Here is a 21,725-nt window from a genome sequence, read left to right on the forward strand (position 1 = left end):
TCATGCAGCAATACCATACTTTACTGAATTATATACTGGACAACGGCGTACAGAAAGAAGATCGTACCGGTACCGGCACTATCAGCTGTTTCGGGTACCAGATGCGCTTTGATCTGAATAAAGGGTTCCCTTTACTGACAACAAAGAAACTGCACCTGAAGTCGATTATATATGAATTATTATGGTTCCTGAATGGCGATACCAATATTCAATACCTCAAGGAGCACGGTGTGCGTATCTGGGATGAATGGGCAGATGCCAATGGTGATCTGGGTCCCGTGTATGGTAAGCAATGGCGCAGCTGGGAAGGTGCAAATGGTAAAGTGTATGACCAGATCAAAGATGTGATACACCAGCTGAAAACAAACCCGGATAGCCGACGTATTATCGTCAATGCATGGAATGTAGCCGAACTGCCGGATATGGCCCTGAGCCCTTGCCACGCATTGTTCCAGTTCTATGTAGCGAATGGTAAATTGAGTTGTCAGCTGTACCAGCGCAGTGCCGATGTATTCCTGGGCGTACCGTTCAATATTGCCTCTTATGCCTTACTGACCATGATGATCGCACAGGTATGTGATCTTCAATTAGGCGAGTTTATCCATACTTTCGGCGATGTACACCTGTACAATAACCACCTGGAGCAGGCTAAACTGCAATTGAGCCGTGAGCCGTACGATCTGCCCACCATGCGCATCAATCCGGAAGTGAAAGATATATTCAGCTTCCGTTTCGAAGATTTTACTTTAGAAAACTACCAGTCACATCCGCATATCAAAGCAGATGTAGCCGTATAAAATAATTGTTTCAATGGCCGTCATACTTCCTGTTAAAGGCATCAGCCCCGAAATTCCTGAAAGCGTTTTTATTGCTCCTAATGCAACCATCGTTGGTGATGTGATCATGGGGGAAGAGTGCAGTATCTGGTTTAATGCCGTAGTACGCGGAGATGTAAACAGCATTCGCATGGGCAACAGGGTAAATATTCAGGACGGAGCCTGCATTCATTGTACATATGAGAAAACCAAAGTGATCATGGGCAACAATGTTTCTGTCGGACATAATGCTATTGTGCATGGCTGTACGATAGAGGATAATGTACTGGTAGGAATGGGTGCCATTGTAATGGATAATGTACATATTGGTAGTAATACCATTATTGCAGCGGGAGCGGTAGTGCTGGAAGGCACACAAGTGCCGTCAGGATGCATTTTTGCCGGAGTGCCTGCAAAAAAAGTAAAAGATATCAGTGCAGAGCTGACAGAAGGCGAGATCAACCGCATTGCCACCAATTACGTAATGTACAGCGGCTGGTTTAAATAATTTATTCCGGTTGCTGCACCTGGATCAGGGGAATCAGGCTTTCAATTTCCATTGCTTTTTCCGGTTCTCCTATATTGTCATACGTCGTAGCCAGGTGCTCCAGAAGCAAGACAATTACCGAGCGGCTGTCTAATGCCTTCAGCTCTGTAAACCGATCGTACTGCCCGTTCTTCTTCAGGTACATCATAATATCGTTCCGGTTATAGATCATGCCATTGGACGGATCTATAAAGAACTGAACCCTCTGGATCGCATTCTGCTCATCCATATCTTCAAAAGAATACACATGATCGAAATAGGCCAGTATAAACTGGTCGGGCAGGTCTATGGCATAAATAGGTACATCCAGCATCTCGCATAAAGTGAGATACAGGATACCGATAGAAATGGCATTGCCCTGACGGCTTTCCACCGTATGGTTGACAAAAAACAGATTGGGATTGTGTTCTGTAAGTTCATGCCCCTTAAGGCGGAAGAAATTGTACAGGATACCATTAATAATATTGATCTGCTCCAGCGGGGTCAGGAAGTTGTTGAGCTCCAGCCATACATTCCGGCGCATCAGTTCAAACTGGTGCAGAATGGCCTCTCGGTCCATGTCCGGAAACCGGTATTTGGCAATGATCAGTGCAGCTTCCAGTGCAGAAGGGCTGCTGGCCTTGGACCAGTGAATCAGTTCTGTCTGCAATTGCTGGTAGAAAGTCTGATGAATCAAGGATTCGATACGGGACTGCGCCAGCGGGCTGTCCGATACTTCCCAGAGGGCTTCCAGTTTCGGTACAACAGCTGTTCCGTAGCTCAGCAATTTCTGAGATACGGTTTCATATACTTCCTGATCTGGGTCGTCGATCAGTTGTAATAACGCTATTATTTCCTTGTCTGAATTCATGCCCCTCATGCCGATTATTTCCTACATTTACTTACAGAAACAAATATAATGAAGGAATACGGTATAATCGGCAAAAGTTTATCACATAGTTTCTCTCCACGTTATTTTGACCAAAAATTTACGCAGGAATCCATTGATGCAGTGTTTCGGGCATTTGAACTGCCGGAGATAGATGCGGTGAACGATCTGTTGTATGACCGTCCTCAGCTGGATGGTTTATGTGTAACGATACCTTATAAAGAAGCCATTATCCCTTACCTTGATGAACTGGATGCTGCTGCGCTGGATATTGGTGCGGTCAATTGCATACAATTCTGCGGAAATAAACGGAAAGGCTATAATACAGATGTCATCGGGTTCTCCGCATCCTTAAAACCATTATTGCCCCAGGAGCCGCTACAGGCTTTGGTATTGGGAACCGGTGGCGCTTCGAAAGCGGTTTGCGCTGCACTGAAGCAATTAGCAATACCTTATACACTGGTGAGCCGCAATGCCATTTCAGGACACCTGACTTATACCGATCTTGACGAACAGGCTATTTCGGCGCATCGATTAATTGTCAATACAACTCCTTTAGGTACTTACCCAGATATTACCGATCTGCCCCCGATACCATACGATGCGGTCAGTGCACAGCATATTCTTTATGATTTAATTTACAATCCTGCCGAAACAGCATTCCTGAAAGAGGGAAAGTCGCGCGGAGCAAGGGTTAAGAACGGACTGGAAATGCTGGAACTGCAAGCCGAAGAGAACTGGCGGCTGTGGACTGCTGGGCATTAAGGGTAGAATTTCGTAACTTCGCGGACATCCCCATATACTATTCCGCAATATGTTAAGGACTTTACATCTCCTTGTTTTACTGTTAGTTACGTTTTTTTCTTTTGCGCAGGAAGCGCCCAAGCGAGAGTTCAGAGCCGTATGGATCGCCACTGTTGGTAATATAGACTGGCCTTCTAAACCCGGACTGGGTGCCGCACAGCAGCAGAAAGAGTTTATCGACCGGCTTGATTTCCTGCATGAAAATGGCTTCAATGCCGTTATTGTACAGGTGCGGCCTGCAGCTGATGCATTTTATGCATCAGAATGGGAACCCTGGAGCAAATACCTGAGCGGCAAGCAAGGCGTAGCCCCGTTCCCGATGTATGATCCCATTGCATTTATGGTGGAAGAAACACATAAGCGAAACATGGAGTTTCATGCATGGTTCAACCCTTTCAGGGCATTGGTCAACAGTGCCATCAACCCTAATCCCCCTTCACACGCAACCCGTACCCATCCAGAATGGGTAATTCATTATGGAGGCAAGTCCTATTTCGATCCCGGAAATCCTGCCGCGCGCAATTATGTAAACCAGGTGATCCTGGATGTGGTGAGACGATACGATATAGATGGGGTGCATATTGACGATTATTTTTATCCTTATAAAATTGCCGGTAAAACATTTAACGATCAGCGCTCCTTTGCAGAGTATGGTGCCGGTATGAGCATTGATGACTGGAGAAGAGATAACATCAACAAATTTGTAGAAACGCTCTACAAGTCTGTAAAAAAAGAGAAGATGTATGTGAAGGTAGGCATCAGTCCGTTCGGCATCTGGCGCAACAACAGGCAGGACCCTACGGGTAGTGCGACTAATGGAACCAGCTGTTACGATGACCTGTATGCCGATGTAGCTACATGGGTGCGTAATAAGTGGGTAGACTATGTGGCACCTCAGTTGTACTGGGAGCATGGGCACCGCCTGGCGGCCTATGATGTGCTGGTACCCTGGTGGAAAAGCCTCTGTAAAGAGCGTGCACTATATATCGGCATGGGCGTATACCGTATGGTAAATGCGACACAGCCCGTATGGAAAGGTTATGGTGAGATACTGAAACAGGTACAGACTGAGCGTAGCTATAAAGCAGATGGTGCGATCATGTACAGTATGTCCAGTTTTGATAAAATCGGTTCTGGTTTATCTAACCAGTTAAAGCAGGCGGAGTATTACGGTTCTATTGCCATTCCGCCGGCTATGCCCTGGCTGGATAACACAGCACCGGCAGCTCCGAGAGCTATACTGAAAGTAACCAATAACCAGAAGTCTGCAATCATTACCTGGGAGCCATCGGCCAGTAAAGAGCCGCTGAAATACCTTGTGTATAAATTTAATAAAGGTGAAACCGTTGATCTGAATAAGTCTATCAAACTGGTAGCCATCACACAAAAGAATGTATTTGTGGATGATGATCCTGACTTTATACATGCGCAGTACGTGATCACGGCTGCAGATCGCCTGTGGAATGAAAGCAAACCAAGTGAAATACTAGTCTATCGATAATCATTTTAAATTGTAAACAGCATGGAATTATACTACTCGTTCTCTATCTTAATTGTTCTTGCGGCAGTTTTTGCATATATCAATGCCCGATTTTTAAAACTGCCCTCCGTGATCGGAATAATGGTAATTTCCATGTTGTTCTCTATAGGCCTTGTAACCACAGGCCGCTTTTTTCCCAAAACCTTCTCTGGTTTCCTGAACCTCTTGTCCGGCTTTGATTTTACCGAACTGGTTATGGGAGCCATGCTTAACTTTCTCCTGTTTGCCGGAGCCATACATATCCGCCTCAAAGATCTTAAAGAACAGATGTGGCAGGTATTGACACTTTCTACTGTTAGCGTTGTGATCTCCACCTTAGTTGTCGGATATTTATTCCATTTCGGAATGGGGCTTATCGGCTTACAGATCCCACTGGTGCATTGTCTCCTCTTCGGTGCGCTTATTTCTCCTACAGATCCGATCGCCGTACTCAGCATTCTGAAGCAAACCAGTGTATCACAATCTTTAAAAACTAAAATTGCCGGAGAATCACTGTTTAATGATGGTGTGGCCCTGGTATTGTTTATCCTGATCAGGGGTATTGCCGAGGGTAGTGCAGTAGATATTACGCCTAAAGGCATTTCTATTTTATTCATCAAAGAAGCTGTAGGTGGTATCACCCTTGGCATAGTGATTGGTTATATAGGCTCGATCATGATCAAGCAGATCGATGATTATACCGTAGATGTACTCATCACCCTGGCTATTGTAATGGGCGGCTACCTGATTGCCGGTCAGCTGCACGTATCTGGTCCGCTGGCGATGGTGGCCGCGGGGCTTATTGTCGGCAACTATGGTCGTGATAAGGCCATGAGCGAAACCTCAAGAGAGTATGTAGATCGCTTCTGGGAGTTGAATGATGAAATTCTGAATGCTATTTTATTCCTCTTCATCGGCTTTGAGGTATTACTGATTCCTGAATGGAAAGTATACTGGCTTCCGGGGGTGATTGCTATTGTAATTGTATTATTTGCCCGCTATATATCTATTATTATCCCGGCCAGGCTGATCAAGTTTAATAAAAAGCTAAGCAAGCAGTCCATCCTTATTCTTGTATGGGGAGGCTTGCGTGGCGGGGTGTCTATCGCATTGGCCTCATCTCTGTCAGAGCATACCAATAAGAATATGATCCTTACGGTGACCTACTTTGTAGTCATCTTCTCGATCATTATCCAGGGTTTGTCTGTGGGTAGACTTACAGGGCCCCGTTCGTTCTCTACGCGCAGGCGCAGGGTATCCCGAAGGCTGGATCGCGCAGCCAATCCCGGCCTCTAACGTTAAATGTTATATGCATAAATTATAATTCGCAATTAAGTTTTACCTTTGCGCCTCATATTATATTGAATTAACACATAATGGATCGCAATTCAGTCATTGGTTTTGTATTGTTACTTGCCCTGGCCACCGGTTACATCTTTTACAGTAACAATTCCGCCAAGGAGTATCAAGCCAAAAAAACTGCAGATTCTTTAGCTTATGCTAAAGCACACCCGCAACCTGCTGCAAACACTGCAGTATTGAAAGACACTACTACCGTAGTGGACACTTCGCTTCCGACCGCATTCCGTGGTGCAGAGCAAATGGTAACCGTAAGCAACGGACTTATCAACCTTAAAGTAACCAGCAAAGGTGCTTTCCCGGTTGAGGCTAACCTGGTTAAATTTAAAACCTATAGCCAGAAGCCTTTATTACTGTTCTCCGGCAAACCAGGCAACCGTCTGGCGTTTAAGATCCCGGTTAATGGTAAAGATATGTGGTCTGATGAGCTGAACTTCACTCCGGAGCAGAAAACCGCAGCTGATGGTAGTCCGCAACTGGTAATGACAGCTGATGTCGGTGCCGGTAAAAGTGTAGTAATGACCTATACCCTGCCTAAGGATGGTTATATGATGGATGCAAGCCTGCGCCTGGTTGGTATGGCTGACGGTCTGTCTAAAACTACCGAAATCCCGGTAGAATGGAAAACAACAGCATTAAGTACGGAAAAAGACCTGAAGAACGAACGCACAAATGCGCAGATACACTTCCGTTACCAGAGTGGCGAGCATGATTACAATACCGTATCCCGCAAGCCTAAAAAGTCTATGGATGAGGCGCTGCAATGGATGGGTGTAAAAACGCACTTCTTCAACTCAACCATTATTGCTGCCGAAAAACCGTTTAAGAAAGGTTCATACGATGCTGCTGAACCTAATGATTCCAGCATTGTGGCTACAGACTTAAGCACCATGAGCATTCCGGTTGCTGCGTCGAATGATTTTGCCTTTAACTTCAGATGGTATATCGGACCTAATGATTATAATACCCTGAAATCATATAATTATGAAATGGAAGAAATGATTCCTCTTGGTTTCGGTATCTTCTTCTTCGTAAAATATATTGCGAAATGGGCGATCATTCCATTGTTCAATGTGTTGTCTTCATTCATCTCTAACTTCGGTATCCTGATCATCGTGATGACCCTGATCATCCGTTTCGTTTTATCCTTCTTCACATACAAAAGCCAGTTGTCTTCAGCGAAGATGCGTGTGCTGAAACCGGAGCTGGATGAACTGAAAGCGAAGTATGCCGATAACCAGCAACAGTTTGGTATGGAGCAAATGAAATTATACCGCACTGCGGGTGTAAACCCATTAGGTGGTTGTTTACCATTATTACTGCAGATGCCTTTCCTGCTGGCCATGTATTATGTATTCCCTACAGCAATCCAGCTGCGCCAGGCGAAGTTTTTATGGGCTGATGACTTATCAACTTATGATAATATCCTGAACTTACCATTCAGCATTCCGTTCTACGGAGACCACGTGAGCTTATTCACCCTGCTGATGACCGTATCCAGTTTGTTACTGGCTATATACAGCAAGCAAATGACCGGAGGTCAGGAAATGGCAGGCCCTAACGGACAAGTGATGAAATGGATGCCTTACATCATGCCAATCATGTTCCTGGGCTGGTTCAACAACTTTGCAGCAGGTCTTACCTTCTACTACTTCTTCTCCAATATGCTGAGCTTATTACAGCAGTTTGTTATCCAGAAGTTCTTTATTAATGAAGAGAAAATTCATGCGAAGATCAAGGCAAACAGAAACAAGCCAGCCGCTACCTCTAAATGGCAGCAAAGGCTGGAAGAAATGCAGAAGCAACAGCAAAACAGAAAATAAGCTAAACGCTTAGTTATATAAAAAAGGAAGCCGGAATGTATCACATTCCGGCTTCCTTTTTTATATACTATCCTTGTTGTTGAATTTGATTGAAAGAGGAGTCTTACTGTACACCATCAATCAGATCGGTATCTCCTGTCTTTGGGGTAGGATGGTCCTGTTGTGGTTCGTCATCGATTAATGGCCCCTTTCCTGCAGCCTTCATCTTATTCAGGTAATTCATATAGCTGCCAAACTGGTTCATCAGGTTGTATCCGTCATTGGTGAGGGTCAGCTTGCCGTTTTTGCCAAATCCGATCACTGCTTTCATCAGGCCGGAGTTCGTAATGATATCCCAGAAGGATTCCAGTGCTTTGCCTTCAGAAACCGAAATGTTATTCGGGGTCAGTATTTCATTTACGAAATCGAGGTCTCTGCGGTCACCGTTATTATATAATTCCCGAAGGCTTACATCAATCAGTATAGCTTCAATATCTTTAGGGCTAAACTGTACTGGTTTATTCCCCGCCGGGTTCTGAGCATCTTTGCCCGTGCTGGCTTGTTTGATTCCCCTCTTACGCAATCTGTTAATCGTTTCTCTTGATTTCATACGCTGATCTGTTGTGTTCAATAGAGTAAATATACTAAAAAAGCGGTACTTACAGTCTGGCAAGAATGGTCTGTCCGCCTTTTGTCTTATCACCGATATTTACCTCAATTTTTGTACCAACAGGGAAGTAAATATCTACACGTGAACCGAAACGGATGAAACCAAATTCTGCATTCTGACCAATAGTCTGTCCGTCCTTAACATAATAGCAGATACGGCGGGCCAGAGCACCGGCGATCTGACGCATCAGCAGGGTTACCTGGTTGTTGGCTACAACTACTGTAGTACGCTCGTTTTCTGTAGAGGACTTCGGATGCCATGCTACCAGGTATTTACCAGGATGGTATTTTACATATTTGATCAGTCCTTTGATCGGGCTGCGGTTTACGTGAACATTCAGGGGAGACATAAAGATAGAAACCTGTAAACGCTTGTCTTTGAAATATTCGTTTTCTACAGTTTCTTCAATCACCACAACTTTACCATCTGCAGGGGCAATCACCAGGTTATCACCTTGTGTAAAGGTTCTGTTCGGAATTCTGAAGAACCAAAGTACCCAGAACCATAATAAGAAAAAGGCTGTTTGTAAAGTCCAGTAAGCAATCTGGAAAGCACAGCCCGCTTTATTCAGCAGGAAATGGTTTAAGATCGCCAGCCCGGCAAATAAGATAGTAGCAATAGTGATATATTTATATCCTTCGCGATGAATCGTCATAATTAAATATGAATGGTTAAAAAATGAGTGTCAAAATTAAATCAAATTATGCTGCCATCGCAAACATTATATAAATATAAGCAAATGGCAGTGCGGCCAGCAGCGAATCAAAGCGATCCAGAGCCCCGCCGTGACCCGGCATTATATTGCCAGAGTCCTTAATGCCCGCCAGTCTTTTCAGTTTAGACTCCAGCAGGTCACCTGCTGTACCGGCAAATGCTGCAATTGCTGCAAAGACCATCCAGTCTATAGGATGGAAGCGGGTAGCGTAGTCGTAATGCGCCCAGATCGCAGCGCCACCAATTGTAAGCAATGCACCACCAATAGTACCTTCCCAGGTTTTCTTTGGCGAAATGGGCGAAAAAGGTGTTTTGCCGATGAAAGACCCAACGATATAAGCCATCGTGTCATTCATCCATATCATTAAAATTAAAGCCAGGGGCAGGGAGAAATGGATGCTCCATAACTGCACCATCAGCGCCATCGGTACCGCAACATATAATAAGCCAATAAGGCTCATGACCCCGGCAGCCAATGCGGTACGTTTGGACAGTATCGCCGGGAACAGGATGATCAGCGGGATGCCCGTCAGCATAGCGGTTTCGAATGCGCCGGAAGCAGAAAGGTTTACTCCTACAAATACCAGCACACCCATTACCTGTGTCAGCCATTGCAGCCAGGCAGGAAAGTGAGCCTCTTTAAAAATGTTCTGTGCCAGTCGGTAAAACTCACGGATGCCCAGGGACTGGATCAGTAGCGCCAGCCCGACAATGCCGTAAACAGAGCCCGTCCACAAGTGGCCCAGCAGGCCAAACATCATAATAGCAGCAAAAACAATGGCAGAGCCCAAACGGGTAAAAAATACAGGCCAGTTCATAAATTATCCGGAAATATTATTTTGATAAGAAGATTGATACGGCATAGACCAGGTCTTGGCGAAGCCATGAGTGCCGGCAAATATGCGGCGTAGTGTGAAAAATACAATAACAGCTCCTGCGACTAATAAACCAATGATCACATAAATAGGGAGCTGTTCCTCTTCCAGATGCGGATTGCGCGATACCCAGAATGCCTGCAATACCTGTATACCATTATTTAGGAAATGCAATAAGATAGCATACCAGATATTACCGGTACGATGGTAGATGAATCCAAGTACAATCCCAGCCAGGGTAATAGGCAGGAAATTGTAGATACTGGCATGGTACATCGCGAAGAACAAACCGGTTGCAATAATGCTGAATACAGGTCTTTTCAGAAAACTATTAAAGAAACGCTGTACGATACCCCGGAAAAAAATCTCTTCGCAGAAGGCCGGAATCAGTGCGATAAAGATAACCCGGATGATGATATCACCGACAGTATCCATACGCAGCAGGGCAGCTTCCATAGCTTTGCGCTGTTCCTGCATGGTATCGGCTTCAGTACCCCAGGAGAAAGATTGTAGTAATGCAGAAAGCCCTAATATCAGTGCCAGCATACCTATGGCTACTATGAACATACTGGCTGCACGGGAGCCTTTTACCGGTTTGAAAGATAAAAAGAAACGCGGGCGGTCGGGGAGCAGGTATATAAAAGCCAGCGCCGGTAACAGGAAGGTCAATACCTGCGACAGTCCGTTCAGCAATAACAATCCCCAGCTGAGATTACTGTCGACCGGAGTTGCTGTACTATTGAGCGATTTAAGATCTATATGCATCATACTGGTCAGGGCCTGGCTGCTGCCCATAAATAAAGCCGTGCCCAGAAAATAAAGACACAGAAAAAATAATAACTGCATGGCCGGAGCTTGCCGTCTCAGCTGAAACATACGCATGATCATCACTTGGTAAGCTGCAAAGATACTCAATGGAACGCAATGGCCCGAAACAGATTATGTAAGAAAACTGTTATATAAAAAGAGGCTCCCGCATTGCAGGAGCCTCTTTTTATATAATTGATCCGGGTTTTTAATAACCCAGTGCTTTATAGATATAATCCTGTGTTACCACACGGGTACCTGCTTTATTGATCAGGTTATTGTCGGCTGTAGGATTGATGCGGTTAGAGAGGAAGATAAATACAACTCCCTTATCCGGATCGGACCATACACAGGTGCCGGTAAAGCCCTGATGGCCGAATGCACTTTTACTGCAATAATCAGAGGCAGGACCACCGTCACCAGAACTTTTTTCCGGCTTGTCAAACCCGTAGCCTCTGCGGCTGATTCCTGAACGGTAACCGGTAAAATAGCTTACAGTTTGCGGACTCAGTAATTGCTTACCGCGGTAGGAGCCACCATTCATCAGCATTTGCATAATAATAGACAGGTCCTCTGCATTAGCAAATAGGCCGGCATGGCCCGTAACCCCGCCCAGCATTGCAGAAGCCATATCATGTACATATCCCTGCAGGAACTGGAATCTGAAATAATTATCCCTTTCGGTAGGGGCACAACGTTGCTGCCAGTTTTTGGCCCATGGATTAAAAGTGATATTTTTTAAACCCATTGGTTCGTAAAAGTTTTCAGAAACATACTCATCCAGCGGTGTTTTAGTTACAGCTTCTACAACCTTTTGCAGGAAGAGAAAGTCCAGATCGCTGTATACATAGGAAGCCGGAGTAGTAACCGGGCTTTCCAGAATCGTTTTCCATACCGTATCTACATAATGCTGATTCATATACATACCCGATGCCACCGGCACAGAAAATTTCGCATTCTTGAAGGCCGCATAGATATTGGCATTCGGATTGCCTGTGCTGTCAATGGTACTTTTGTAGAATGGTATCCAGGCTTTCATACCAGCCTGATGCAGCAATATATCACTGATCTTTAATCCTGCTTTATTGGTACCCAAAGTCCAGGGCAGGTAATCGCCCAGGGTTTTGGTCAGGTTGATCTTTCCTTGTTCGTACAGCTTCATTACAGCCAGCGTAGTTGCAGCCAGTTTGGTCACGGAGGCAATATCATACAGGGTTTTGTCCGTTACCGGAACATTATTGCCATAGCTGAAAGTGCCGAAATTCTTTTTATAAACCACCTGCCCATTCTTAAGGGCCAGTACCTGGCAACCCGGGAATACTCCGCGACTGACAGAGCCATTTAAGTAGCTATCCAGGGCAGAAAGTGCAGTTGGATCTTTGATTAACTGGTTAGGGCTTGTTACCGGATTCGTTACAACCGGTGTGCCTGCATTCGGCTTCTGGACTCCCACAGGCGTATTGACCGGTGCCGGTTTACTGCTTGCCGGCTCTATATTGCTGCACGGGTGTACCGGTAATAATCCTCTGGCGGTCATGCGACCAGTCAGTACATTAAGTGCAGCCTTATAAGTAGCATCGTGCTCCTCATAAGTAACAATACTGGACGGCGCATTACAGATATATTTCAGGGCATAGGCATTTCCGAAGTCAATAAATAAAGTATTATTGAGCAGGCAGAGCTGTTTCAGAAAAGCCAGTTGCATCACATCCAGGCCATAATTATCCTTAGGGTATAAATTTAGGTCTTGCATGCCGATAATAACCGCATCATATCGCTTCAGGCTATTGAGCAGTGCATCCATTCTGGCGGCGCTCTGGCTTTTGGCAAAGCTGAATACGCTGGTATTAGGCAAGGCAGCCTTCAGCATATTATGAAAAAGCTTAGGATCTGTGGTCTGGAGATTCTCTGTTTTGCCCACAGATACATAGGCATAATTACCGTTGGGGCGGAGTGTCAGCTTATCCATGATATGGTTATTATCCCTTACCATGGTGATGGCTTCAGCAGCTACATTTTCAAATATGGTCTGTGTATAACGGTTCAGGTCTGCAGTTGCATTTTCTGGTTCCACTTTTGCTACACGGTTCAGGCCGGCATCATATTTGGCTGCCAGTATTTTCTTCACACTTTTCTCTAGTCGGGCAGTAGTAGTTTTTTTCTGTTTCAGTGCATCCTGTATTTTAGCGATACCCTTAGGTACATCTTCCGAAAACAGCAGCACATCATTACCGGCCAGGAAGGCCTGCAGGTCCGCTTCTCCGTTAGGGTAGTACTTCGCTACACCCTTCATGTTCAGCGCATCGGTAAAGATCAGTCCCTGAAATCCCATTTCGTTTTGGAGCAGATCGGTCACAATCTTTTTGGATAAGGTAGAAGGTACACCTTTTCCCGGTTCCAGTGAAGGAATCGAAAGGTGTGCTATCATTACGCTCTGTACTTTCTGCTGGAATAATTTCCGGAAAGGATACAGCTCCAGGTCATATAACTGCTGTTTGGTTTTGGTAATGATCGGGAGGTCCAGATGCGAGTCTACAGATACATCGCCATGTCCCGGAAAGTGCTTGGCAGAGGCCATAATGCCATTATCCTGCAATCCCTTTACATAAGAGGATCCCAAAACAGACACCCATTCTTTATCATCTCCAAAGGAACGGAAATTGATCACCGGGTTGTCCGGGTTATTATTGACGTCTATATCCGGAGCAAAATCAATATGTACACCCATACGCTTACACTGGTACGCGATAGCAGTGGCCATCTGTTCTACTAATGCAGCATTTCGGGTTGCACCCAGCATCATCTGCCGGGGAAAGTTCTGTACTCCGGTCAGGCGCATACCAAGACCCCACTCCGCATCCATACCAATCAGCAGCGGCACCTTTGTGCTGCCCTGGTAAGTATTTGTTTGCTGCGCCTGAGCTTCTGGTGTGCCCTGCATAAAAATGATACCACCAATCAGGCGATTATCGATCAGGGACTGTATCTGCCCCTGGTTATATTTTTCGCCTCCGGAATAGGCCGCCACCATAAATAGTTGGCCTATCCGCTCTTTTTCAGAAAGGCGGTTATAAACGCTGTCTACCCATTTCTGCCGGGCAGTTTGTGCTAGCAGTACTGATCCGCAGCCGGTAACCAGCAGTATACTTAATATTAGTTTCTTCATATAGTTTTCTCCCAGGTAAAAGATGATTGGATGCTCGCTTGCAAATTAAAATAAATTAGCTTCCGGCTTTACCATCACGTCTTAAAAATAAACAAAATGTATGGAGATGGCCATATAATAATTTCCTGCACGGGAAAAATTGTACATTTGAAAAAAGGATCTGTTGATTTAAAGTAAAATGCCCGGAGGTTCGTCTTCCATGGTATGAACCATTCAATTGCTTTATCTATGCCGGATAGTACTGCCCCCACCATAACCGATACGGTAAAGAAATATGGCGCCCAGCTGATGGGCTTTATCAGGGGCAAGGTAAAGAAGCTGGAGGATGCAGAAGATGTACTGCAGGATGTCTGGTACCAGTTCAGCCGGCTGACGGATATCGGTGAGCTGGATAGTGTCAGTGGCTGGTTATATTTTGTGGCAAAGAATAAGATCACAGATCTATACCGTAAGCGCAAGCCCGAAGCACTGGAAGATTATACCTATGAGCAGGAGGATGGTACCTTTGATATAAAAGAGGTTCTGCTGATGGATGACAGTAATAATCCTGAGCTGACTTTCTTTAAAGAAACCTTCTGGAAAGCCTTTATGGATGCCCTTTCCGAATTGCCGGAGGTACAGAGAGAGACCTTTGTACTGAATGAAATTGAAGATATGACCCTGCAGGAGATCGCCGATCTGCAACAGGAAAATATAAAAACGGTGATCAGCCGAAAAGGATATGCAGTCAAGCACCTGCGCAAGCGGCTGGAGCCTTTATATAAAGAGTTATACCCCTAAAAATGCATTTTATGAATCGCTATAATCGTGGGCGCAAGCCATTTTTTTTATTATTTATACTGGCCTTCTTCCTGATAGGATGGGTAGTGATGTTTTTATGGAATGCCATATTGCCTGAACTGGTCGGGGTTAAGGATATCCGCTACGGACAAGCCCTGGGCCTGCTGGTATTATGCCGCATCCTGTTCGGATCTTTTGGTTTTAAAGGTCGTGGCGGTCCCGGAGGAGATGGCCGGTTCGGCGGCGGGGCTCATATGAGAGAACGCCTGATGTCAATGACAGAAGAGGAGCGACAACGCTTTAAAGATAGTTTACGGAACAGGTGTAAACCTTCTTAAATAATCAGCATATTATACTATTGTGGCGCGCCTTAGGCGCGCCACAATTTTTTTTTGAAAAAACTTTAAAACGGTTAAAGTAAAACAGCATGATGGCCGTCTTCAATACAAATCGATCGATAATAAATTTTTAAAAAACTAAAAAAATTATGAAAAGTAAACTGCGTTTTATACTGCCCCGCCTGCTGGCTGTAACCCTGCTTATCGGTGCCGCTTCATTTGTACTGTTTATTGTGTTCAAACTGTTGCTGGCCGTGGCTGCTATCGCCGGACTGGTATTCCTCGCCGGGAAGATCATGGGTAAAAACAGGTTCAGGGGAAAATGGAAAACAGATGGTCCGCAACAAGGTATTATGCCTCAGGAATTTTCCGGTTACGATGCTCCGGTAAGTCCTTACAAGACGGCAGCGCCATTAACCATCGTTCCAATCCGCTAATTATAACAACACATCTTTTAATTTCAAAAACAATATCAAAATGTTCAATAGACAATCATTCGCAAACGATCATAACTGGAACCGCTTTAAAAACTGTAAAGGTGATTTCGGTAAAAAAATTGAAGAACGCTTCGGCATGAAAGCGCCATGGATGCAGGGTTTCGGTCAGTGCACCGCAGCCAATATTGCAGAAACAGAAAATGGTTTTGAGATCAGCCTGTTCGCGGCCGGACTTAAAAAAGAATCATTCCAGATTTCGGTAGGTGCAGGAGATATCCTGACGGTTGCATACAACGCTCCTGAGCAAGGCAGCGGCAACAGCTTTATCTATGAAGAGTACCAGCCGGCTTCTTTTGAGCGCGCCTTCCAGCTGAATGGCAAAGTACTTACTGACCAGATCAGTGCAAGTTATACAGATGGAGTACTGAAAATCACATTACCTAAAAATCCGGAAACCAATAAACCGGCACAGGAGATTCAGGTGCTTTAATCCTAAAATACTATTCACGCAGCAAAATAGAGTGGGCGCGGCTTTTGCCGCGCCCACTCTATTTTAGATTCTTATTTTCCACAAGATATTAGTACCGTATTTACCCCACTCTTTCAATCTTGGTTGCAGTACTTTAAACAATTGTTCGTTATTAATCTCTTTCCCTTTTCCTATCTTCTTTACCTCATTTTCGTGCAGCTGTACGTTGCTGACTTTTGTGGCAAACCAGGTGGTATACAACCTCGGTATGGCCAGCCCCAGGATCATACCCGGCAGGCCCCCAAATGATTCCGGTCCACCGCTGACCATGATCTGCTCGGTATAGTAAGCAACAACAACTACAGTGTCATCAATCACTGTTGTGGCCTTGCGGCAATTATAACCGGCAATTGGCCGCATTTCATCCAGAATCTTCCACTGGTATTTTGGCAGGCTGTCTTTTACGATATAGGTATTATCATACACCTCCTTTTGGGCAGCAATGGTCTTGTCCGTAAAATTCTTGAGTACGATATTCTCGCCGGCAGGATCTTTTCCACCCCACATGGGTATTTTCTCCGGGCCGTCTTTGTCATAAAAGTACGTGCTCTTTTTTTTGTCAAAGTCCATTTTGAAAAAGACTGTCTTGTTCTTAGGCAGCTTCTTAATGTACTCTTTCATAAATTCACTGTCTTCATCGTCGTCCATTTCCAGCTGCATACCCAATCGTACATTTGTCGTCTTCAGGTATTCGATAGAGCCGGAGGAGGTGAACTGGGCGGTACTGCGAACAGATACCATCAGCAATGCACAGCCCATCAGTAATAATGCTTTCATGTGTTTTATTTTCTTACTAAACATTAATCGTTCGATTCTTCTGTTTCGGTATTGCCAGGAGTCTTGCCTGAAGCCGCTTTGCTGTACGTGAAGTTCCAGGCCAGTTTCAGCAGGAAGTATCTTCTGATATTGTTGTAGGTTGATTCTGTAATATAGTTATCATAGGCACTTCTGGAGAAACCTACATTACGATTAAAGAGATCATTGCCCTCCAGTCTGATGTTCAGAGAGCGATTCTTCAGAATCGATTTGCTGAGGAATGCATTGGCCAGGAAGATATTATTGTTCTTGTCCTGAGCATCTGTTTTCTCCCGTAGTAACCAGTTAAAGCTGAAACCCAATTCAATACCTTTCCAGAAAGTATATACGGCCTCAAACTCCTGCCTGGTCATCAGAAATTTATTAACTGCAAGCGCATTTACAGAGCTGCTGCTGATATTATATGTCGGGCTTATGTTATAGCTCAGTTCGATAACAGAATCTTTATAATAGTCCAGGTCCAGTCTTAATCCCACAGAGGTATTGCGGGAGGTATTCAGGACACTATTCAGGTAGCTGTTACTGTTGTTGTAATTACCATTAAGTCCGATACCCATTCTGGTTTTTATCGGTTTTATTTTTGTGGAGTAACCACCATACACGCCTGTATTCCAGTTGCCGTTCAAGTTAATCGTTTGATAAGTATTTACGCCTTCCGGTGTAATGTCGCGTCGTTGACTGAATGCATTCTGTGTGAAACTGTAACGGACATTACCGTAGAAGTATGTTTCAGAAAGCATTTTATACTGGTTAAAATTAACGGAGAAGCTATGGTTAAATGCCTGAACCAGGTCGGGATTACCCAGACGGATATTCAAGGGATCGGTATTTTGTACCATAACCTGAATCTGGTCTATACGGGGTTGTGACGTAGAACCATTGTAGTTGAATCCTACATTCAGAGAACGGTTCCTGCTAAAGTTCAGAGAAGCCCTTGGAAAGAAGTTCAGATAATTCCGGGAAAATTCTGCTCCGCTGAAATTGTTGGTGTTCTGGTATTGTGCGTAGGCTACATTACCACCGAAGTTAAACTTCAGTTGCTTGTTGATATTATACCGCAGGTTAGCACCGGCAGAATTGGTCCATATGCTGTAATTGTAATCACTGCTGTAGATTGAGTTTAAAGTGTCCGTTTCTCCGCCCGGTGCCCGGTCAAAGCTCAGGTTTGATGCTGTGTTTTTTATGTAGTTACTGTATGCATTCAGGACCAGGTACATCTTATCCTTGATCAGCGGCTCAGTATAGGTGAAGCGAAGATTGCTCTGCAGGTTCAGCGTACTATCTGTCTTGCGCTGATTGAATGTCTGTGCAGTACCGGTGGTGTAGAAATTATTTTCAGACAGGAAAGAGCCATCGGCATTGCGCTGCATATAACTTCCGTTCAGCGTAGCAGAAAAAGACCGGCCCTGTACCTTATATTTTTTCCGGTAAGAAACGTCCAGACTGGCATTGGCTGTAGTACTGGTATTGTTATTTTCGGTACGGCTGTCATTGATCAGGTTGCCGTCCATATCGGTATAGTTTGCCGTATTCAGGCTGTTGGTTTTGGCCTGATTTATACTTCCTTTAGCCGTAACCACCAGATTGCTCAATGAATCAATGGTAATGTCTGCACGGCCGTTGAGAGAGTTCAGTAAGTTGCTGCTTTTGCTGTACGCAGTAGTATTGTTGACATACTGTGTATCCGGCATGATGTATTGTGTCCGGGTGTTCTTCGATACCTCCAGCTGGTAGCTATTCACCCTGTAATCAGTACTGAGGTTTACCTGGTCTTTTGCACCGAATTTGTTACTGTAGTGTACACCACCATTGATACTTCTCGGCAACCCTTCTCCGCTGAAGGTTCCGTTATATCCGCCCAGCTCATTACCGCCACCTCCGGAAGTCATCATCATCATACCATCCTCACCTTCACCATCACCCATACGCATCATAGCACCGCCACCGCCATATTTAGAAGCGTCATTCCAGCCCAGCCCCACATTATTAGTATTACTGGTAATGGCATATGCCGCAATCTTGCGTTTATTTTTAAAAGCGCTGACCATAAGCTGGTTTTCATAATACTTCGGTAAACCACCACCCAGGATAATTTTTCCGAAATAACCACTCTTGGCATTTTCTTTCAGGGTCAGATTGATGGTTTTGATTTTGGTACCATCATCAATCCCCGTCAATTGCGCTTCTTCTGTTTTTTTATCAAAAACCTGTACCTTATCTACAGCAGCAGCACGCAGCATTTTGGATAGTACTGCCGGGTCATCTGCAAAAAATTCATCTCCGTCTACGAGCATCTTCTGCACCTTCTCACCATGTGCGGTTATATTTCCTTTCTGATCCACTTCAATACCAGGCAGCTTTTTAAGGAGTTCTTCCACAGTAGCAAATTGCCTCACTTTGAAGCTATCAGCAGCATACTCGACCGTATCACCTTTAATGATGATAGCCCGTGCATCGGTAACGATTACTTCCTGTAACAAGTTTTGTTTGGAGATCATAGGTACCTCACCTACATCTGTTTTGCTTTCATCCACCTTTACCTCTCCGATAAAATTGGCGAAGGTCGGATGTGCATAGATGAGCAGATAATTACCTTTCTGAGGCACTGTCAGCCTGAATATGCCTTCCTCGTTGGCACGGGTAAAATCCTGTAAGAGAGAATCTGATTGGTTGATAACACTGATACTGGTATACCCCATATTCATCATGGATGCGGTATCGATAATCTTACCCTCAATCGTATAAGCATCCTGGGCCTGTGACCAGAATGGACATAATAAGGTAAGCAGTAGCAGTAAAGATCTTAATTGCATAAGCGGTTATAATAACAATTCGGTAAATGTAGCTATACGTGGAAAACGCAATGTTAATTCACAATAGTATGCAATTAATCCCGAAAAGCTTATAAAATAATAAAAGAGTCACTGTCCTTAAGGAAGGGAAGACGCGTACGGGCAGACAGCAGCGCTTCTTTATCAAGGGTATAAGTAAATATTTCTTGTCGGTCGGTACAGTTCCATAGTACCTCTCCCCATGGATCGATCAGCGAGCTACTGCCGTTATGATAAATGTCGTTACCGTCACTTCCGATGCGGTTTACACCAACTACAAAGCACTGGTTTTCTATGGCCCTTGCGGCAAGTAGTGTATCCCAGGCTTTAATGCGCCGTTCCGGCCAGTTGGCCACATACAGCAGGACATCATAAGAGGGACCTTCTTCCTGATGCACGTTTGGCGGATTTTGTCTTGCCCATACGGGGAAACGCAGGTCATAACAGATCTGCAGATTGATCTTCCAGCCATTCACCTGAACGATAACCTTATTGCTGCCGGCGGTATAAAATGCATCTTCACCGGCAAATCCGAACAGATGCTTCTTATCATAATGATACGCAACACCGTTTGGCTGCATCCATATCAGGCGGTTGTAAAAATGCCCTTCTTCTTCTATAATAATGCTGCCGGCTATTATTTTGCGCCGCTGCATTGCCTCTTGCTTCATCCAGGATACGGTATAACCATCCATGGGCTCGGCAAGCTTCTGTGGGTCCATGGAGAATCCAGTAGAGAACATTTCCGGGAGTACGATCACATGGGCATTTGCCGGCACCTGATCCATAAGTTGCCGGAACATATCGAGATTCGCATCACGATTTTCCCAATGAAGTTCGGTTTGTATAAGACTTAGGGTAAGGGCTTGCATGTCGGGTGAAATTAAAGGTTCCGGTATTTTTGGGCAAATGTTTCAGGTACAGTTGTAGTGGTACGGGTATTATAGTCGAAGCAGACCAGTGCAACCTTTGCTTCAGCAATAAGTACTTTAATGCCATTACGCATTGTCTCGATCCTGTATAGCAGGTCAAATGATCGGGATGTAAAATTTGTTAAAAATAATTCAAAATGCAGCTGGTCTCCCAGGAATGCCTCATTACGGTAACGTACCATAAGATCAGACTGGATAAGGGCTGCACCCTCAATATCAAACTCGGTATAAGCCCATGCGGAAAGCATCAGTACGCGGCTTTCATGCAGCAGGGCTACCAGTTTATCATTGGCCAGGTGGTTACCGTAATTGATGTCTGTAACTCTTACAGACAGTGTGGTTTCAAAATCTGCTTTACGATCAGGGAAAATTATTTTTACTCTAGACATGGCCTTGTTGTTGCAACATCTGTAAAAATAGTTAATTTCGTGCCTACAAACCCACTAGTAAAAACAAAAAATGAAAATTATCTGTATTGGTCGCAACTATGTAGCCCATGTTTTAGAATTAAAAAACGAGATACCGAGTAGCCCTGTAATTTTCCTGAAGCCTAAAACCGCTTTAGTACACCAAAGTTACCCTGTACATTATCCGGAGTTTACGGATGATCTGCAATATGAGGCTGAAGTAGTATTGAGAATCAGCAAGAATGGTAAAAATATTGCTGAGCGCCATGCACGTAATTATTACGATAAGTGGACAATCGGTATCGATTTTACCGCAAGGGATCTACAACAAAAATTAAAAAAGCAGGGATTACCCTGGGAGCTGGCAAAAGCATTTGACGGCTCTTGTGTCGTCGGCGATTTTGTAGACATTCCTAAGGATATGAAGAATGTACCGTTTGAATTGTACCAGAATGAAGAAAAGGTACAGTCCGGTAATACGGATAATATGATTTTCTCCTTTGATAAGATCGTGAATTATGTATCCAAATATTTCACGCTGCAGATGGGAGACCTGATCTTTACCGGCACCCCGGAAGGCGTTGGCCCGGTTTTACCATACGATGAACTGGTAGGAAAACTGAACGGAGAGGAGCTCCTGAAGTTGACTATCATCTAATATTTAAACTGATCACATGACAGGCGTTCGGTCATACCGATTTTACAGGCA

The 21,725-nt window shown here is 44.6% G+C and carries 21 protein-coding genes; 11 read left to right on the forward strand and 10 right to left on the reverse strand.

Annotated elements, in window-relative coordinates; translation table 11 throughout:
* The first annotated feature begins 2 nt into the window (after positions 1–2).
* Both EMP01_RS05070 and EMP01_RS05075 read left to right on the forward strand, forming a co-directional pair.
* Entirely contained in the window at positions 3–797 is a 795-nt protein-coding gene (locus tag EMP01_RS05070) for a thymidylate synthase (protein ID WP_129020382.1), read from the forward strand.
* A gap of 13 nt (positions 798–810) precedes the next feature.
* On the forward strand, positions 811–1,323 hold the full coding sequence (locus EMP01_RS05075) for a gamma carbonic anhydrase family protein (RefSeq protein ID WP_129020383.1): 513 nt from the start codon (positions 811–813) through the stop codon (positions 1,321–1,323).
* Position 1,324: 1 nt separating this feature from the next.
* Here EMP01_RS05075 and EMP01_RS05080 read toward each other — a convergent pair whose 3' ends face one another.
* On the reverse strand, positions 1,325–2,212 hold the full coding sequence (locus EMP01_RS05080; protein WP_161971223.1) for a transglutaminase family protein: 888 nt from the start codon (positions 2,210–2,212) through the stop codon (positions 1,325–1,327).
* A gap of 48 nt (positions 2,213–2,260) precedes the next feature.
* Here EMP01_RS05080 and EMP01_RS05085 point away from each other — a divergent pair, with 48 nt between their 5' ends.
* From EMP01_RS05085 to yidC, 4 genes are all read left to right on the forward strand, one after another.
* Positions 2,261–2,995, forward strand: a complete 735-nt coding sequence (locus tag EMP01_RS05085) for a shikimate dehydrogenase family protein (RefSeq protein ID WP_129020385.1) — start codon at positions 2,261–2,263, stop codon at positions 2,993–2,995.
* A 49-nt stretch (positions 2,996–3,044) separates the two neighbouring features.
* Positions 3,045–4,535 (forward strand): glycoside hydrolase family 10 protein, encoded by a 1,491-nt coding sequence (locus EMP01_RS05090; protein ID WP_129020386.1) that lies wholly within the window; start codon positions 3,045–3,047, stop codon positions 4,533–4,535.
* Positions 4,536–4,556: 21 nt separating this feature from the next.
* A complete protein-coding gene (locus EMP01_RS05095) occupies positions 4,557–5,849 on the forward strand; it encodes a cation:proton antiporter (RefSeq protein WP_129020387.1) in 1,293 nt (430 codons plus the stop codon).
* 80 nt (positions 5,850–5,929) lie between these two features.
* Positions 5,930–7,735 carry a membrane protein insertase YidC gene (gene yidC / locus EMP01_RS05100; RefSeq protein ID WP_129020388.1) on the forward strand — a complete coding sequence of 602 codons (1,806 nt, stop codon included), beginning with the start codon at positions 5,930–5,932 and terminating at the stop codon, positions 7,733–7,735.
* 103 nt (positions 7,736–7,838) lie between these two features.
* On the opposite strand, the gene EMP01_RS05105 is transcribed toward yidC, so the two are convergent.
* The 5 genes from EMP01_RS05105 to EMP01_RS05125 all read right to left on the reverse strand — a co-directional run bounded on the left by EMP01_RS05105 (position 7,839) and on the right by EMP01_RS05125 (position 13,946).
* Positions 7,839–8,324, reverse strand: coding sequence for a hypothetical protein (locus EMP01_RS05105; RefSeq protein WP_129020389.1), 486 nt, complete (start codon positions 8,322–8,324; stop codon positions 7,839–7,841).
* A gap of 49 nt (positions 8,325–8,373) precedes the next feature.
* Complete coding sequence (locus tag EMP01_RS05110) at positions 8,374–9,039, reverse strand: phosphatidylserine decarboxylase family protein (RefSeq protein WP_129020390.1); 666 nt, start codon at positions 9,037–9,039, stop codon at positions 8,374–8,376.
* A gap of 46 nt (positions 9,040–9,085) precedes the next feature.
* Positions 9,086–9,916: a phosphatidate cytidylyltransferase gene (locus EMP01_RS05115; RefSeq protein WP_129020391.1), complete on the reverse strand. Its 831-nt coding sequence runs from the start codon at positions 9,914–9,916 to the stop codon at positions 9,086–9,088.
* Positions 9,917–9,919: 3 nt separating this feature from the next.
* Positions 9,920–10,819 carry a type II CAAX endopeptidase family protein gene (locus EMP01_RS05120; RefSeq protein ID WP_161971224.1) on the reverse strand — a complete coding sequence of 300 codons (900 nt, stop codon included), beginning with the start codon at positions 10,817–10,819 and terminating at the stop codon, positions 9,920–9,922.
* A 169-nt stretch (positions 10,820–10,988) separates the two neighbouring features.
* Positions 10,989–13,946, reverse strand: a complete 2,958-nt coding sequence (locus EMP01_RS05125; protein WP_129020393.1) for a glycoside hydrolase family 3 N-terminal domain-containing protein — start codon at positions 13,944–13,946, stop codon at positions 10,989–10,991.
* 204 nt (positions 13,947–14,150) lie between these two features.
* Here EMP01_RS05125 and EMP01_RS05130 point away from each other — a divergent pair, with 204 nt between their 5' ends.
* The 4 genes from EMP01_RS05130 to EMP01_RS05145 all read left to right on the forward strand — a co-directional run bounded on the left by EMP01_RS05130 (position 14,151) and on the right by EMP01_RS05145 (position 15,991).
* The gene (locus EMP01_RS05130; RefSeq protein WP_129020394.1) at positions 14,151–14,726 is read left to right on the forward strand and encodes an RNA polymerase sigma factor; all 576 of its coding nucleotides are present in this window, start codon (positions 14,151–14,153) and stop codon (positions 14,724–14,726) included.
* Between the two features lie 11 nt (positions 14,727–14,737).
* Positions 14,738–15,064: a hypothetical protein gene (locus EMP01_RS05135; RefSeq protein WP_129020395.1), complete on the forward strand. Its 327-nt coding sequence runs from the start codon at positions 14,738–14,740 to the stop codon at positions 15,062–15,064.
* 149 nt (positions 15,065–15,213) lie between these two features.
* Entirely contained in the window at positions 15,214–15,501 is a 288-nt protein-coding gene (locus tag EMP01_RS05140; protein ID WP_129020396.1) for a hypothetical protein, read from the forward strand.
* A gap of 40 nt (positions 15,502–15,541) precedes the next feature.
* Positions 15,542–15,991: an Hsp20/alpha crystallin family protein gene (locus EMP01_RS05145; RefSeq protein ID WP_129020397.1), complete on the forward strand. Its 450-nt coding sequence runs from the start codon at positions 15,542–15,544 to the stop codon at positions 15,989–15,991.
* Positions 15,992–16,054: 63 nt separating this feature from the next.
* Here EMP01_RS05145 and EMP01_RS05150 read toward each other — a convergent pair whose 3' ends face one another.
* The 4 genes from EMP01_RS05150 to EMP01_RS05165 form a co-directional block, all read right to left on the reverse strand.
* Positions 16,055–16,807 carry a GLPGLI family protein gene (locus EMP01_RS05150; protein ID WP_161971225.1) on the reverse strand — a complete coding sequence of 251 codons (753 nt, stop codon included), beginning with the start codon at positions 16,805–16,807 and terminating at the stop codon, positions 16,055–16,057.
* A gap of 23 nt (positions 16,808–16,830) precedes the next feature.
* Positions 16,831–19,659, reverse strand: a complete 2,829-nt coding sequence (locus tag EMP01_RS05155) for an outer membrane beta-barrel protein (RefSeq protein ID WP_129020399.1) — start codon at positions 19,657–19,659, stop codon at positions 16,831–16,833.
* A gap of 89 nt (positions 19,660–19,748) precedes the next feature.
* A complete protein-coding gene (locus tag EMP01_RS05160; protein ID WP_129020400.1) occupies positions 19,749–20,549 on the reverse strand; it encodes a nitrilase family protein in 801 nt (266 codons plus the stop codon).
* An 11-nt stretch (positions 20,550–20,560) separates the two neighbouring features.
* Positions 20,561–20,998, reverse strand: a complete 438-nt coding sequence (locus tag EMP01_RS05165) for a thioesterase family protein (RefSeq protein ID WP_129020401.1) — start codon at positions 20,996–20,998, stop codon at positions 20,561–20,563.
* A gap of 70 nt (positions 20,999–21,068) precedes the next feature.
* On the opposite strand from EMP01_RS05165, the gene EMP01_RS05170 reads away from it, so the two are divergent.
* Entirely contained in the window at positions 21,069–21,674 is a 606-nt protein-coding gene (locus EMP01_RS05170) for a fumarylacetoacetate hydrolase family protein (protein WP_129020402.1), read from the forward strand.
* The last annotated feature ends 51 nt before the right edge of the window (positions 21,675–21,725 follow it).

Origin of the sequence: Edaphocola flava (assembly GCF_004118155.1) — a bacterium.
Taxonomy (GTDB): Bacteria; Bacteroidota; Bacteroidia; order Chitinophagales; family Chitinophagaceae; genus Edaphocola; species Edaphocola flava.

Bases quoted from the DNA above. Each gene is read 5' to 3' on its own strand.
- EMP01_RS05090 (WP_129020386.1), top strand. From the start codon at position 3,045: ATGTTAAGGACTTTACATCTCCTTGTTTTACTGTTAGTTACGTTTTTT.
- EMP01_RS05150 (WP_161971225.1), bottom strand. From the start codon at position 16,807: ATGAAAGCATTATTACTGATGGGCTGTGCATTGCTGATGGTATCTGTT.
- EMP01_RS05110 (WP_129020390.1), bottom strand. From the start codon at position 9,039: ATGACGATTCATCGCGAAGGATATAAATATATCACTATTGCTACTATC.
- EMP01_RS05070 (WP_129020382.1), top strand. From the start codon at position 3: ATGCAGCAATACCATACTTTACTGAATTATATACTGGACAACGGCGTA.
- EMP01_RS05120 (WP_161971224.1), bottom strand. From the start codon at position 10,819: ATGCAGTTATTATTTTTTCTGTGTCTTTATTTTCTGGGCACGGCTTTA.
- EMP01_RS05075 (WP_129020383.1), top strand. From the start codon at position 811: ATGGCCGTCATACTTCCTGTTAAAGGCATCAGCCCCGAAATTCCTGAA.
- EMP01_RS05080 (WP_161971223.1), bottom strand. From the start codon at position 2,212: ATGAATTCAGACAAGGAAATAATAGCGTTATTACAACTGATCGACGAC.
- yidC (WP_129020388.1), top strand. From the start codon at position 5,930: ATGGATCGCAATTCAGTCATTGGTTTTGTATTGTTACTTGCCCTGGCC.
- EMP01_RS05125 (WP_129020393.1), bottom strand. From the start codon at position 13,946: ATGAAGAAACTAATATTAAGTATACTGCTGGTTACCGGCTGCGGATCA.
- EMP01_RS05095 (WP_129020387.1), top strand. From the start codon at position 4,557: ATGGAATTATACTACTCGTTCTCTATCTTAATTGTTCTTGCGGCAGTT.
- EMP01_RS05135 (WP_129020395.1), top strand. From the start codon at position 14,738: ATGAATCGCTATAATCGTGGGCGCAAGCCATTTTTTTTATTATTTATA.
- EMP01_RS05130 (WP_129020394.1), top strand. From the start codon at position 14,151: ATGAACCATTCAATTGCTTTATCTATGCCGGATAGTACTGCCCCCACC.
- EMP01_RS05170 (WP_129020402.1), top strand. From the start codon at position 21,069: ATGAAAATTATCTGTATTGGTCGCAACTATGTAGCCCATGTTTTAGAA.
- EMP01_RS05160 (WP_129020400.1), bottom strand. From the start codon at position 20,549: ATGCAAGCCCTTACCCTAAGTCTTATACAAACCGAACTTCATTGGGAA.
- EMP01_RS05145 (WP_129020397.1), top strand. From the start codon at position 15,542: ATGTTCAATAGACAATCATTCGCAAACGATCATAACTGGAACCGCTTT.
- EMP01_RS05085 (WP_129020385.1), top strand. From the start codon at position 2,261: ATGAAGGAATACGGTATAATCGGCAAAAGTTTATCACATAGTTTCTCT.
- EMP01_RS05115 (WP_129020391.1), bottom strand. From the start codon at position 9,916: ATGAACTGGCCTGTATTTTTTACCCGTTTGGGCTCTGCCATTGTTTTT.
- EMP01_RS05105 (WP_129020389.1), bottom strand. From the start codon at position 8,324: ATGAAATCAAGAGAAACGATTAACAGATTGCGTAAGAGGGGAATCAAA.
- EMP01_RS05140 (WP_129020396.1), top strand. From the start codon at position 15,214: ATGAAAAGTAAACTGCGTTTTATACTGCCCCGCCTGCTGGCTGTAACC.
- EMP01_RS05165 (WP_129020401.1), bottom strand. From the start codon at position 20,998: ATGTCTAGAGTAAAAATAATTTTCCCTGATCGTAAAGCAGATTTTGAA.
- EMP01_RS05155 (WP_129020399.1), bottom strand. From the start codon at position 19,659: ATGCAATTAAGATCTTTACTGCTACTGCTTACCTTATTATGTCCATTC.